The organism is Psychromonas antarctica (assembly GCF_022267535.1).
GTDB classification, from domain to species: domain Bacteria; phylum Pseudomonadota; class Gammaproteobacteria; order Enterobacterales; family Psychromonadaceae; genus Psychromonas; species Psychromonas antarctica.
This window is the reverse complement of record NZ_JAHNZV010000029.1, coordinates 1-13,564: the sequence shown is the minus strand read 5'-3', so window position 1 is coordinate 13,564 and position 13,564 is coordinate 1. Positions and strand designations below refer to the sequence as shown.

Annotated in this window: 12 protein-coding genes, 1 tRNA gene and 1 pseudogene; 6 read left to right on the top strand and 8 right to left on the bottom strand. The window is 40.4% G+C overall.

Annotated elements, in window-relative coordinates; all coding sequences use genetic code 11:
- Positions 1-64 precede the first annotated feature (64 nt).
- The 4 genes from KSO91_RS08690 to yejK form a co-directional block, all read right to left on the bottom strand.
- Positions 65-664, bottom strand: coding sequence for a penicillin-binding protein activator LpoB (locus tag KSO91_RS08690; protein ID WP_238742564.1), 600 nt, complete (start codon positions 662-664; stop codon positions 65-67).
- A 93-nt stretch (positions 665-757) separates the two neighbouring features.
- Entirely contained in the window at positions 758-1,111 is a 354-nt protein-coding gene (locus KSO91_RS08685; protein ID WP_238742563.1) for an HIT domain-containing protein, read from the bottom strand.
- Between the two features lie 18 nt (positions 1,112-1,129).
- On the bottom strand, positions 1,130-1,996 hold the full coding sequence (locus KSO91_RS08680) for a 6-carboxytetrahydropterin synthase (RefSeq protein ID WP_238742562.1): 867 nt from the start codon (positions 1,994-1,996) through the stop codon (positions 1,130-1,132).
- Between the two features lie 83 nt (positions 1,997-2,079).
- Positions 2,080-3,150: a nucleoid-associated protein YejK gene (gene yejK / locus KSO91_RS08675; protein WP_238742561.1), complete on the bottom strand. Its 1,071-nt coding sequence runs from the start codon at positions 3,148-3,150 to the stop codon at positions 2,080-2,082.
- A gap of 440 nt (positions 3,151-3,590) precedes the next feature.
- On the opposite strand from yejK, the gene KSO91_RS08670 reads away from it, so the two are divergent.
- Positions 3,591-3,815, top strand: a complete 225-nt coding sequence (locus KSO91_RS08670) for a YejL family protein (protein ID WP_238742560.1) — start codon at positions 3,591-3,593, stop codon at positions 3,813-3,815.
- A gap of 5 nt (positions 3,816-3,820) precedes the next feature.
- On the top strand, positions 3,821-5,620 hold the full coding sequence (locus KSO91_RS08665; RefSeq protein ID WP_238742559.1) for a DUF3413 domain-containing protein: 1,800 nt from the start codon (positions 3,821-3,823) through the stop codon (positions 5,618-5,620).
- A 503-nt stretch (positions 5,621-6,123) separates the two neighbouring features.
- Here KSO91_RS08665 and KSO91_RS08660 read toward each other — a convergent pair.
- Positions 6,124-6,213 (bottom strand) — tRNA-Ser (locus KSO91_RS08660).
- Between the two features lie 181 nt (positions 6,214-6,394).
- Between KSO91_RS08660 and KSO91_RS08655 the strand changes: the two genes are divergently transcribed.
- Positions 6,395-8,365: an exoribonuclease II gene (locus KSO91_RS08655; RefSeq protein ID WP_238742558.1), complete on the top strand. Its 1,971-nt coding sequence runs from the start codon at positions 6,395-6,397 to the stop codon at positions 8,363-8,365.
- 156 nt (positions 8,366-8,521) lie between these two features.
- Positions 8,522-10,834, top strand: coding sequence for a YgiQ family radical SAM protein (locus tag KSO91_RS08650; protein WP_238742557.1), 2,313 nt, complete (start codon positions 8,522-8,524; stop codon positions 10,832-10,834).
- Positions 10,835-10,898: 64 nt separating this feature from the next.
- Here the strand turns inward: KSO91_RS08650 and recR are convergent, their stop codons facing one another.
- The 3 genes from recR to KSO91_RS08635 all read right to left on the bottom strand — a co-directional run bounded on the left by recR (position 10,899) and on the right by KSO91_RS08635 (position 12,658).
- On the bottom strand, positions 10,899-11,498 hold the full coding sequence (gene recR, locus KSO91_RS08645) for a recombination mediator RecR (protein WP_238742556.1): 600 nt from the start codon (positions 11,496-11,498) through the stop codon (positions 10,899-10,901).
- A 134-nt stretch (positions 11,499-11,632) separates the two neighbouring features.
- Entirely contained in the window at positions 11,633-11,950 is a 318-nt protein-coding gene (locus KSO91_RS08640; protein ID WP_238742555.1) for a branched-chain amino acid transporter permease, read from the bottom strand.
- Positions 11,951-12,658, bottom strand: coding sequence for an AzlC family ABC transporter permease (locus KSO91_RS08635; protein WP_238742554.1), 708 nt, complete (start codon positions 12,656-12,658; stop codon positions 11,951-11,953).
- Positions 12,659-12,941: 283 nt separating this feature from the next.
- On the opposite strand from KSO91_RS08635, the gene KSO91_RS08630 reads away from it, so the two are divergent.
- Positions 12,942-13,352, top strand: a complete 411-nt coding sequence (locus KSO91_RS08630) for a LexA family protein (protein ID WP_238742553.1) — start codon at positions 12,942-12,944, stop codon at positions 13,350-13,352.
- Positions 13,352-13,447 (top strand): annotated as a pseudogene (locus KSO91_RS08625) (Y-family DNA polymerase); the annotation flags it as partial. The gene KSO91_RS08630 and the pseudogene KSO91_RS08625, both read left to right, overlap by 1 nt.
- Positions 13,448-13,564: the final 117 nt, after the last annotated feature.

Genomic DNA, 13,564 nt, shown 5'->3' with positions numbered 1-13,564 from the left:
AGGGCGACTAAGCGCTCAGGCGCACTTCTCCGCGCCTGATTTCTCTTTCCAACACGCACGACTGCTATTGACGTAATTTACTGTTTTTAACTAGCTTTTTAAGTTTTTTCTCACCAATCCACACTTTACGGTTATCTTTGATACTAATAAGCTCTAAATTAACTTGGTAAAAACGCACTTGTGTCGTGCCGTCAACATCAATAATGGTGTTAATCTGCCCTTGCATCATAAAATCCGCACCATATTCTTGGCCCATTTCTTTACGTGTCGCCTCCATAGCGTTTAAATCTTGATCGCCACGCTCTTCTCTAATTTCATTACGTGCGGACGATGAAGCAACAAATTGCACTTCGCCAGAGTTAATTAACTCGCGCTCCATATTGGCGATAAATGTATTGGTATTAATATGTTCATGGCTTAAATTTTTAATTCGGCCAACAATAACAGCGGGTGCTTTGCCTTCTTTATTAACAAAATTATTAATCCAAGGCCGTGATAATGAATCTTCAATCATCTCTCGCGCAACTAATTGTGAATCCGTATCATTCCATGCTCCACTTAAATCAACTTCCTGTTGTGCATCTAAGCGTTCAACGGAAGTCGAACATGCGCTGATCATTATCGCCGTCATCATAACTAAGCAAAGATTTAATTTAATTTTCATTAGTCGCTCCAAATGTAATTTAAGTACTACTTCCTGCAAATAATAGGGTATGACAAATCGACTGAGGAGATAATCTCATTAGTCGATTTGTTATCAACCAGCTGAAATCAGTTTTCCAAGTGGTTTGCCACCAAGCAAATGCAGATGGATATGATACACCTCTTGCCCGCCATCTTTGTTACAGTTCATAATCAAGCGGTAACCTGAGTCAGCAATTCCTTCCTGCTTGGCCAGTTTTTTGGCCACACTGTAAAGCTTGCCGATAAGTTCCTCATCTTCAATGTCAATATCATTGGCTGTTGGGATCAGTTTATTGGGGATAATTAAGATATGGGTCGGCGCCTGCGGGGCAATATCCCGAAAAGCGGTCACGAAATCATCCTGATAAAGCATATCGGAAGGGATTTCTTTATTAATTATTTTCCTAAAAAAGGTTTCTTCTGGCATCTTATTTCTCCTGAAAATTTATAGCTCTGCAATTGCGCCTTTGCCAATGCCTTCATAAGCATAAACGGTTACTTTCTTATCGCCCATGCGTGCTTTAATCTGCTCACAAATAAAATTTGCCAGCTCTTCTACGGTAGTATCTCGCGGTAAAACTTCAGCCTTATGAGCAGGCATTAACAGCTCAAAATAACCTTGTGGTGCGTGGTAAGCGGTACACAATTTATCCATCTCATTTTTTATCACGATAAATGATAAATCCGATTTATCAACAACATCGTCACGACTAGCAAGATAGATATCATGCCAACGGTTTGCCCAATCTTTGACCAGTGCTTTATTGTAAATATCATCAATAAAGATATCGATTTTAGAACGGTGTCCATGCGCAATGCGTTGACAATTACCATTATGTTTTTTCAAACCATGGGTGTAATGGTAATAAGGAGTATCAATCTTCTCATTACGCAGTTTGACTTCTAAATCCAGAATATTATCTGGGAGTTGTAACAGAATCACCTGTTCAAGGTAGGTCTCTAATAAGGCAGCACTAATCGTTTCGCTTTCTAATAAACAGTAAGCTTCATTGGGGCATTTTAATTGAATAACAGAATTATCCGCCAATTTAAAATTCACTTGCGTACGTTGTGAATCAAATACGACACTGCAATTTTCACTGGCGTGGGGAACCAATAATTTATGATCAACTTCAGTATCTATAATAGCTTTAATTTGTTTTTTTACTGATGAAAAATCTAGGATCATTGATTGCTCATTAAGCGATCCTTGCAAAACAATATCAACTTGGTAACTCTCACCGACAAAGCCGCGTGTTGCATCTAAATAAGAGGCATCAATCACGGTTAAGTCGCGTACAAATAATTTCATTATAACCTCATCTTTTTATTGGTCGTCAATCTCTTCATTGACCATCATATTAACAAACGTAGCGGCAATAGCGTAGGTTATAGCTAAAAAGGCGGACGTTGCAAATCTTCATCTTTTTCATCTTTAGTCTCTGCTGATGAATTAGCATCACGTTTTAACTGCTCACGCAAATTCGGGGGAATCCCTTGAATCGTTAAAGTGTCACTATCAGCATCATATTGAATACGTTCACCAAGGTGCTTTTGATCAAAACTAATACTCACACCGCCGCCCTGCCCTACATACTTAGTCAGTTTTCTGACCACACTACGATCAGCAGGGAACTTCGTCTCCAATTGATAATCTTCGCTAACAAAATCATAAAAGCTGCCGTCTAATTTTGGTGCGTCTTGCATTTGTTCAGATAAATTTGAAAGATCAATATCATCTCCCTGTTTCAATTGATCTTTACAATATTGAAATGCAACTTCACGCACCTCCTGTTTTTTAGCGACAGGTAGCGCCTCTTTTTCACAAAAGTCATCAACCGCTTTCATCAGTACTTGGTTTTGTACTTTTGCATCAAACCCCTCTTGTGCCCCCATGAAATCCAAGAAAAAGTCAGCCACTTTGCGCCCGACTCGCCCTTTGATAAAGGAGATATACCGGTTTGATTGAGGATCTCTTGCCAACAGTGTTAAATCAATGCGCGCGACCAGTTGAATCTTGCTGGTTTCAATATGCTGGCTCACCTGTAATTCGAGATTATCATTAACACTGATGGATTCATTATTTTGTAGTAGCGCGATTAAAAGATAATCACTTGCAGTCCAGCTATATTTGCTGATTAACAAAATCCCCTGTTCTGCAAAATCATGCTTTTGCAGTTCATCAACCAAAAAATTCGCGGCCTGTTGAGAAAAACTGACAAAATCTAACTCCCCAGCAACTTCTTTTTGCAAAGCACGCTGAAATAGCTGTGTTTTTTCAGTTTCAGGGGCAAAGGCGGCAAAAGCTTTATTGGTTTTGCTTTGATAAGTACGATGCAGCTCCATTAAAAATTGTTCTATTGACGGTGAGATAGGCAACTCGCCCTCGCGCATTTTACACTGGAGCACCCCTTCAGGGCTGTAATTTAATGAGTGTAGAATAATATTATTAGCGGAAATCTTCATAGTGGTCGCACCATATTGAGAAAAGAGAGAGTGAATACTCTATTTTGAATTATATACCCATGTTACTTTAAGGAGCAAAATCAGCAAGGCAAATTATGCTTAGATAGGAGGCATAAAATTGAAGGGTCGTGGTCCTACATTGAGGTTTTATAACAGCGTAGATGAGTACAATTTGACTTGCCCTACGAAGCTCTGCTCGAAAAGCCGCATTGCGTTAGCGTATTCGATAAGTGAGTAACCATTACGCCTTATTCTGATCTCCGAGCTGAGTTCTGATAAAGCTCTTTGAGTTATCATGGGTATACACATCGAAAGAACCAATAATAGTAAGCACACTGCCAAAAAAATAGATTTAACGAATAAAAACAAAAACTAGGTCAACTTTTTTAATGGTATGTTATTATATGCTTTCTTTTTTTATTAGAGTTAATAAATTCCCTATGCCAATTATATCTAAATATTCGAGCCAAAAAATTGAAGATATCCTTAATGAAGTCCTTGCCGTGTTGCACAAAAATGACGTGTCTGTCGATTTAAGTTTAATGATTCTCGGTAATACCCTCACCCATATTATCAATGGCAATGTCCCAAAGGACAAACGCGCAGTGCTGAGCGAAAAATTTATAAAAGCCTTTACCGCTTCGATTAACTCAAAAGATAAATAGATCATATGGTTGAAACTGGTCATAAATTTCACGATAATGTCTCCCGTTTAATCAGCTGGGGGCATTGGTTTACTTTTTTTAATATGCTTCTCGTTTCATTGATCAGTCTGCGTTATATCAAATATGCAGGATTACCCGACACACTTCTCGGTATCGCCTATCAATTTGTTAGTTTAATCGGTCATTTTAGTTTTTTAAGTGCGATGGTTTTTGCCGTAGTTTTATTCCCGCTGGCATTCATTATTCCCTTCCACCGGCTCTACCGTCTTTGTGCAATACTGATCAGCACCGCAGCCATTACCTTTCTGATCCTTGATACGCAAATATTCAAAATTTACAATTTTCATCTTAATCCTTTAATCTGGCAGTTTTTACAACGCCCAGAACAAGTTGAACAGATTTATTCCATTAACTTACACTATATTTCGATTCCCATTATTTTTACCCTTGAATTGATTATCTCGTTTTTTGTTTGGAAGAAATGCCGCGTCCTACAAGCTAAAGCGATAGGTAAACCGATCGCTATTTTTCTATTTACAGCCTTTATTCTCACCCATTTAACCTTTATATGGGCTGATGCAACACAATATCGACCGATTACACAGCAAAAATCCATCTACCCGCTTTCATATCCAATGACCGCCCGCAGTTTCTTAAAAAAACAGGGGTGGTTAAATGACGATAAATTTGCTCGTCGTATCAGTCAACAAAGCGCGAACACAGCAAACCAGCTGCGTTACCCTGCTAGCACGTTAATATATTCACCACAGCAACAGGGAATAACGACTAAAAACATTTTATTGATAACCGTTGATTCATTACGTGCTGATATGCTTAACGAAAAAAACATGCCGTTTTTATATCAGGTCAGTCAGCAAGGGTTAACTTATAACAACCATTTTAGTGGTGCAAGTAATCGTTCCCAAGGGTTATTCAGCCTATTTTACGCACTCCCCAATCGTTATTGGTCAGAGATAACGCTTAACTATATCCCTCCTGTTTTGATCTCTCGACTAGCAGAGCTAGGTTATCAATTTGGTCTTTTTTCAAGCATCGGATTTCTACATCCAGAGTTTTTACAAAGTAGTTTTAGTCAGCTAAGTAGTGACGAGTTGCAAAATTACGCGAGCATAAATAACAACCAAACTATCACCGAAAAATGGCAGAAATGGCTGGCGAAACAAAACAGCGCCACAAAATGGTTTAGTTTTTTACATTATGAAAAGGCTCAACAATCGAATGCCGAAAATGATGCGACATTAAGCTTGTCGGCACGAGAAGAGATACTCGTAGACTATCAACAGCAAGTCCTCAATACAGATAATCACATTAAGAAAGTGATCACTACATTAAAACGTAAACAGCAATTAAAGAATACAATCGTATTGATTACCGGTACACATGGTGCGTCTTTTATAAAGAAATCGACGATAGAAGCGACCATTAATAATGCGCATGTACCCTTAATTATTTTATGGCCAGGAAAAGAACCACAGCAGATAGTACGCTTGACCAGCCATCTTGATATTGTCCCAACTTTAATGAAGGAATTACTGGGTAGTCAATCGCCTGCCAATCAATTTAGCAGTGGTCAGAGTTTATTTGATGAAACAGACCGCCCCTATATACTTTCCGGTGATTTAAACAAATATGTTATTTATGAACGCGATAAGATCACACGGTTTTCAAATGACGGTCAGATAGAAAGCATTGACTGGCAAGGGAAATCATTAAACGAAGAGCACGTTGGTATTACGTTGCTAATAGATGTGCTATCTAAACTACGACGTTTCAATGCAGATTGATGATCAATGTCAATATACCCATACGGTTTGGGTATATTGAAACCCCTTTAGCTTTCTAGGTTTATACTCCCCCCCTTGCACTATCTCGTTACACGATGAAGTTTAAACTCAATCTAATAATTTCTTATGCCTTCAGCTTGTTAAAATAGCTGTTAGCTATGTTATTGCTTTTATTATTAGAGTAACAAACCTCAGAGAGGGATAAAAAATCGACACAATCCAATTATTTCCATACATTTCTGCGTTAACTCAGCAATTAATAGCCGCCGATTACGACGCTGAGCTTCCTTGAGCTACACAATATTAACTTCAGGATATTAATAATGATTCCTCTTTTTTTGTTTGAAAAAATGAAAAGAGCGTATTTTTATGGGAGAAAGTCGATATAAAGAGGATATTTTTTGAAAGAGGAAAAAGAGAAAGTTCTATAGTGATAAAGCAACGCTATAAAATTAAAACTGCTATAACGAAAAAACCCACTGCAAGCAGTGGGTTTTTAAATGTGGCGGAGGAGGAGAGATTTGAACTCTCGGACGGGGTAAACCGTCGCTGGTTTTCAAGACCAGTGCATTCAGCCGCTCTGCCACCCCTCCGTAACGGGGCGTATAATAAGGAAATTAACCTAAAAAGCCAAGCACTTTTTACACTTTATTTTAAATTTACCCCTTTTAGTGAATTGCCCCTTTTATTACACCGCAATCCCCATTATATTTGTACCCCTTCTCGCCATTCTTTAATCGTTTGAGCAGTGTATTCATTTTAAGGTTTTATTTTATGTTTCAAAACAATCCATTGCTAAGTCAATTAAAAGAAAAAATTCAGGAAAACACCCCTAAACGTCAAGGTATTGTAAAAGCGACCGAGCGCGGTTATGGCTTTTTAGAAACAGATAAAGGTAAACGTTTCTTTATTCCACCCAATGAGATGAAAAAAGTCCTGCATGGAGACTCCATAAGTGCGATTATCCGCGAGAATGGCGACAAATCGACAGCTGAGCCTAAGCAGTTAAAGAAAACAGCAACGGATCTCTTTGTGGCACGTTTATCTATCCAACCACAGCGGATCTCAATACAGCCTAATAACCCGCTACTAAAAGCTTTCTTTAAAATCAAGGGGGGGCAAGCATTAGCCGCACAGGGATATCAAGATGGTGACTGGGTAAAAGTTAAATTATTAAGTCATGCACTAGAAGGCAAGGGCTTCTTGGCCCAAGTCATTGAAAAAATAGCGGATGCGAATGACCCCTTTGCATACCGACAAATCACTGTTGCCACCCATAATTTACCCGATAAAGCACCTGAATTTGATCATCCTTGGCAAGTACTCGATCCGCAGCTTGAACGTAGCGATTTAACTAAATTGCCTTTTTTCACCATTGATGGCGCCAATACACAGGATATGGATGATGCCCTTTATATCGAAGAAAGAGATCATGGCTGGGAGTTAACCATCGCCATTTCCGATCCGTCTGCCTATGTGCCTGAAAACAGTGAAATGGACAGAGAAGCCAAACGCCGCGCTTTTACCCTTTACCTACCGAATTTTAACGTCCCTATGCTACCGCGCGATTTAAGCGATAGTCTTTGTTCATTAAAAGAGGGAGAGAAGCGAGTAACATTATGCTGCACACTACAAATTAATCACGATGGCAAAATTGAAGGCGAACCACTGTTTTACGCGGCATGGATCAAATCCCATTATCGCCTTAACTACAGCGATGTTTCCAACTACCTTGAAAATGAAGAATCGACTGACGATATATGGAAACCTAACCGCCAACTCGCTGAACAGTTGCAAATATTAAATAGCGCCACACTAAAACGGCTACAGTGGCGCAGTGATAATAATGTTGTTTTTAAAAGCCAACCTGATTACACCTTAAAGCTTAATAATAGAGGTGAAGTTTATGAAATATTATGTGAACCTAGACGCAGTGCCAACCGACTAGTTGAAGAATCGATGATCGCTGCCAACATATGTGCGGGTAATTTTTTAGCAAAACATAAACGACAAGGGATATTTAATACCCATTCAGGTTTTGCTTCTGACCGTTTACAAAAAGCGCAGGCGTTACTCGCTGAATTCGCTATCGAAACAGATGTCGAATCTTTAGCGACACTTCAGGGTTATACCAAGATACGCCAACAAACCAGTGCCTTGCATAATGCTTATCTGGATCATCGACTACGCAAGCTACTTACTTATGCGGATACAAAAACCACCCCTGAAGCGCACTTCACCGTTGGCGTCGCGCATTATGCTACTTGGACTTCGCCAATCCGAAAATATGGTGATCTACTCAATCATCGTTTAATAAAGTCCATTTTATTAAACGAAAATAATATCGAGATTGATCAAGATATCGGCATCTTGCTTAGTGAAAAACGTAAGTTACAGCGTCTGGCTGAACGCGATGTAAATAACCTCTTGTACAGCCAGTACCTGAAAGGTCAGGAACAATCGCAATGGCGTTATAAAGCGGAAATATTTGATATTATCAAAGCAGGCCTACGCGTCAGAATACAAGAAAATGGGGCTACTTTCTTTATTCCAGCTAGCCTACTTTGCAAAGACAGCAAAGATGCAAAATTGATCAACTGTAATAGCGAACAAGGTAAAGTCATGATCGCAGAACAAACCGAGTTACAACTTGGCGATATTATCGATGTCATGCTCAATAACGTCAAAGTTGAAAGTGGCCAATTAATCGGAAAATTGGCCGATCCACTTTTAGTTTCAGAATAAAAGCCAGTTTGAAGTTAAGCTATCGTTAGTTACTCGCTTAACTTCAAACAGTTAGTAACGCCATAAATCCACATAAACTTCGCGGTTAAGAATAATCAACAGTTATGCTAGAATCCGGCTCACGTTACTCCATATAAAGCAAGTTAGGCAAAAATAATGAGTGTTGATTTACTACAAGCTGAAAGACCCCTTTTCTCCTATCCCAAATTCCAAGCAAGGTCTGAAAAAGCAGCGCCGTTTTTGCCTATGTCACGCAAAGAGATGAAAAAACTCGGCTGGGATAGTTGCGATATTATCTTAGTGGTCGGAGATGCCTATGTTGATCATCCTAGTTTTGGTATGGCAATTATTGGTCGTACACTTGAAGCACAAGGTTATCGGGTCGGCATTATTGCTCAACCAGACTGGCTGAGTAAAGATGCCTTTATGGCACTCGGCAAACCCAATCTGTTTTTTGGTGTTTCTGCCGGTAATATGGACTCAATGATCAATCGCTACACTGCTGAACGCCGTCTTCGCCATGATGATGCCTACACGCCAAACGATGAAGGTGGCAAACGTCCGGATCGCGCCGTACTCGTTTATACCCAACGTTGTAAAGAAGCCTATAAAAGCGTTCCGGTTGTGATTGGCGGTATTGAAGCGAGTTTACGCCGTATAGCTCATTATGATTACTGGTCAGACAAAGTACGCCGTGCGGTTATTCTCGATGCTAAAGCCGATATTCTCTTATATGGCAATGCAGAACGCCCGCTATTAGAAGTCGCTTACCGTATTTCTCAGGGTGAGCCCGTTGCACAGATGCAGGACATTCGCGGCACAGCCATTTTATGTAAACAAGCATTACCAAATTGGCAGGGGATTGATTCACGTAAAGTCGATCAGCTCGGAAAAATAGATCCTATTATTAACCCTTATGCCGATATTAACGTCGCCTGCGCAACGCAAAAATTAGCAGATCAGTCATTAAATGAAGACCCAACTCAAGTTATTACTATTCAGCCGGAGCAGTATCGTCCCGCCAAGAAGAATCCTTGGGAAAAAACTTATATCCAATTGCCCAGTTATGAAAAGGTCAGTCAGGATAAAATCCTTTATGCACACGCTTCGCGTATCATGCACCAAGAAACCAACCCAGGTTGCGCGCGCGCTTTAGCACAATATCACGGCGAACGTCTGGTGTGGATAAATCCACCGGCCTACCCGCTGACCACCGAAGAGATAGATAGCGTATTTGCGTTACCTTATCAGCGCATCCCGCATCCCGCTTACGGTGAGGCTAAAATACCCGCTTACGACATGATCCGTTTCTCCATTAATATTATGCGCGGCTGTTTCGGGGGCTGCACTTTCTGCTCAATAACAGAACATGAAGGACGGGTAATACAAAGTCGTTCAGAAGACTCTATTATTAAAGAGATAGAAACTATTCGCGACACCGTGCCTGGTTTTACAGGGGTAATTTCTGATTTGGGTGGCCCAACGGCCAATATGTACCGCCTCAAATGTAAAAGCCCGAAAGCGGAGCAAACCTGTCGCCGCCTTAGCTGCGTATTCCCAGATATCTGCCATCATATGAATACCGACCATGAGCACACGATCAACCTCTATCGCCGTGCACGTAAACTATCGGGTATTAAAAAAGTATTAATCGCCTCAGGCGTCCGTTATGACCTTGCAGTGGAAGATCCTCGTTACGTCAAAGAGCTGGTTGAACACCATGTTGGCGGTTATCTAAAAATCGCCCCAGAGCACACTGAAAAAGGCCCATTAGATAAAATGATGAAGCCGACCATGAGCAGTTATGAAACCTTTAAAAATATGTTTGAGCAATACTCAAAGGCCGCGGGTAAAAAACAGTATCTGATCCCTTACTTTATTTCAGCACATCCGGGCACAACCGATCTGGATATGGTTAACCTCGCTTTATGGCTAAAAAGTAATAACTTTAAGCTCGATCAAGTGCAGAATTTCTATCCTTCACCACTTGCCAATGCAACCACCATGTACCATACAGAGAAAAATCCACTGCATAAGATATCTAAAGATAGTGAAGAGGTGTTTACCGCAAAAGGAGGACGTCAGCGTAAAATTCACAAAGCAATCTTGCGCTATCATGTGCCTGAAAACTGGCCATTAATTCGTGAAACATTAAAGAAATTGGGGCTAGCACGCAAATTGATTGGTAAAGGAGAAAATTATTTAGTGCCGCCTGAATCACGCAATGAAGCGCAAGGAATTATCAGCCAAGCTAAATTTTCAACCAATAATAAGCCTGCGCAAGCAGCGGTTACTCGTTTTACTGGTACCGCACAATTTAAGAAAAGTGCCAGTGTTAAACAAGGTGATACACAAACCAAAGCAAAAAAAGGTGGGAAGAAACCGATCTCCTTGGGCAGTGGCAACCCCTTAAGCAACACCAATAAGAAAACCGTGAAGTTTACAACCAATAATAAGAAGCCACGGTAACCTTACCATTGAGTCTAAAATAAAAAGGGACGTTTTAACGTCCCTTTTTATAGCTGCTTATCTATTAAATCTTCGATCGTCCGGAAAATGAGTGCGACAGCGTTGTACTATCAACATATTCCAACTCGCCACCAACGGGTACGCCATGCGCAATACGGGTCACTTGAATCGCATGTTTTTTAGCCATGGAGGCAATATAATAAGCCGTTGCTTCCCCTTCTACCGTCGGGTTTGTCGCCAAGATAATTTCACTAATATTACCTGAGCTTATCTGCTGTTCAAGTAGCGGTAAGCCCAATTGCGCAGGCCCAACACCGTCAAGCGGAGAAAGATGCCCCATTAATACAAAATAGGTGCCGGAAAAAAGCGCCGTCTGTTCAATCGCCAATACATCAACGGGCATCTCCACAACGCAGATCATACCACTGCCATTACGTTTTTCATTTTTACAAATAGAACACAAATCATCTTCAGTAAAAGTCCGGCATTGCTGACAATGACCTATCTCATTCACCCCGCGCTCAAGCAGGCGGCTTAATGTTAATGCGCCTTGACGATTTTTATCTAAAAGATGATAAACCATACGCTGTGCCGATTTAGGACCAACGCTAGGTAGACATTGCAACGCTTGCATTAGATCTTCAAGTAAGGAACTAGAGCTCATAATTTGGCTTCTTATGGTTAATGATTATCAGGCGCGCATTATAAATTTTCACTATACACAAGTACATTGATTTATACCCAAGTGAGTGCCAGATCAACTCATCCTAAAGCGCATAAACTTATGTTTGCTTAGTACTACTGAGCGAGATACATATAAAGTCCAGTTCCCGCCATAATGCTAAGCAGCGCATTACCTCGCCAAAGATGCAAGACGACCACCAATGTCAGTGCAAGTAGTTCTATCGGGCCATCACTTAACGCGCTAAAACGTAGATCGCGAAAACAGTAAAGCAGCAAAAGTACCATCATTGTCGGCGGCAAATAGCGTCCCAGATAGCGCAGCAGCGGGTGGTCACTGATTTTATACAGCACTACAAAAGGCAGAGCCCGCGTTATAAAAGTGGCAACGGCCATCACGGCGATAAATAATAAAAGATAAGCACTATTTTGCATCTAAGCGACTCCTTCTGCAGGCAACTTAGGTAATTTTGTTTTACCACGCGACAGCAATAGCAGAATAATAGAAAGCAGAATAGACATCAGCAGCATATTGTCACGACTAAATAACCAGATAGACATCAAACCGACAATTGTTGCCATCACAAAAGGCCGCGATTCTCGGACCACTTTGTACTGCTCAATAGCCAACACCATAAACAGCGCTGGAAGCGTGAATTCAAGCCCCGTGGTATTAACGCTTAAATTAGCCCCAAGAATGGCACCCAGTATCGATCCGATCACCCAATAGCTATGATTCAATACCGTGATCAATAGATAAAAGTCGATCTCCTTTTTATCTTTAGGCGCACTAGTGCCCGTAAGCAATGAATAAGTTTCGTCGGTTAATCCAAAGATCAAATAAAACTTGCGCCACCAGCAGGCATTAAACTTATCAATCAAGGAAATCCCATAAAACAAATGCCGAGAGTTTAATAATAACGTAGTGATAGCCACTTCCACTAAACCAGCATGGCTAGCCAACAATCCAACGGCCATAAACTGCCCTGCGCCTGCGTAGATAAGCGTCGACATGAGTGCCGCATACCCCCAATGAAAACCGAGTTCATTAAACAATATTCCAAACGCCATCCCTAAAGGAAGGTAGCCAAATAATACTGGGAGAGTGGTTTTAAAAGCAGTCAGAAAAAGGGACTTGTTCATTGATATCTATCTCCAATTTTTAACTAAGATAGCGCTTAGAGAAAAACTGATTTAATCACTTCAGCAAAAAAGTGTATTAAGGTGGTTTGGGTATAAGATGCTGCAAGGATTATACTCATCGAGCGACTCACCGCAAGCCGAAGGCAAATTTTTATTGCCTGACAATAAAACGCTCGTTACGCTAATTTAATCGCATAATAAGCAGCGCAATATAGTACAGATTAATATTGCTTTAAATCGCTTTACACTTATAATTAAACTGTATACTTAAACAGTGGTTTGTATGAAAATTATCCCGATAACAGCCAGTGCTGGTATTACCGGCTTTGAAAGCCCAGCCAGCGATTACCTACAACTGCCATTAAGCCTTGATGCATTATTAATTGAGCACCCTAGCGCCACCTTTATCGGCAAAGCCGATGGTCATTCCATGCAGGGGGTTGGAATATTTAATGGCGATATTTTAATTGTCGATAGACAACTACAAGTTAAAAACCGTGATGTTATTGTCGCAAATTTTAATGGTGAATTTATCTGTAAAATATTAGACACACAAAATCGCTTATTACTTTCGGCTAACAAACAGTTTCAAGATGTGCAAATCAGCCAGCATGATCAGTTCACTATTGAAGGTGTGGTGATTCGCTCAATTCGATGTCACCGCCCTAGTCATCTATTAACGGAAAAAAATTAATGTATGCGCTGGTCGATGCAAATTCTTTCTATTGCAGTGCAGAACAAGTTTTTCGTCCAGAATGGCGCGGAAAGCCATTAATTGTATTATCTAACTGATGTTACGCATTATCACTAAACTTTCATTTCGAAAACCGCTAAAGTAGAGCCATGAATAAAAATAAACAAATATTTGAGCTGTACATTGATTATCTTGTCACCTCATTCAGTTAC

Excerpts from the sequence above, each read along its gene's own strand:
- KSO91_RS08690 (WP_238742564.1), bottom strand. The coding sequence starts at position 664 with ATGAAAATTAAATTAAATCTTTGCTTAGTTATGATGACGGCGATAATG.
- KSO91_RS08685 (WP_238742563.1), bottom strand. The coding sequence starts at position 1,111 with ATGCCAGAAGAAACCTTTTTTAGGAAAATAATTAATAAAGAAATCCCT.
- KSO91_RS08680 (WP_238742562.1), bottom strand. The coding sequence starts at position 1,996 with ATGAAATTATTTGTACGCGACTTAACCGTGATTGATGCCTCTTATTTA.
- yejK (WP_238742561.1), bottom strand. The coding sequence starts at position 3,150 with ATGAAGATTTCCGCTAATAATATTATTCTACACTCATTAAATTACAGC.
- KSO91_RS08670 (WP_238742560.1), top strand. The coding sequence starts at position 3,591 with ATGCCAATTATATCTAAATATTCGAGCCAAAAAATTGAAGATATCCTT.
- KSO91_RS08665 (WP_238742559.1), top strand. The coding sequence starts at position 3,821 with ATGGTTGAAACTGGTCATAAATTTCACGATAATGTCTCCCGTTTAATC.
- KSO91_RS08655 (WP_238742558.1), top strand. The coding sequence starts at position 6,395 with ATGTTTCAAAACAATCCATTGCTAAGTCAATTAAAAGAAAAAATTCAG.
- KSO91_RS08650 (WP_238742557.1), top strand. The coding sequence starts at position 8,522 with ATGAGTGTTGATTTACTACAAGCTGAAAGACCCCTTTTCTCCTATCCC.
- recR (WP_238742556.1), bottom strand. The coding sequence starts at position 11,498 with ATGAGCTCTAGTTCCTTACTTGAAGATCTAATGCAAGCGTTGCAATGT.
- KSO91_RS08640 (WP_238742555.1), bottom strand. The coding sequence starts at position 11,950 with ATGCAAAATAGTGCTTATCTTTTATTATTTATCGCCGTGATGGCCGTT.
- KSO91_RS08635 (WP_238742554.1), bottom strand. The coding sequence starts at position 12,658 with ATGAACAAGTCCCTTTTTCTGACTGCTTTTAAAACCACTCTCCCAGTA.
- KSO91_RS08630 (WP_238742553.1), top strand. The coding sequence starts at position 12,942 with ATGAAAATTATCCCGATAACAGCCAGTGCTGGTATTACCGGCTTTGAA.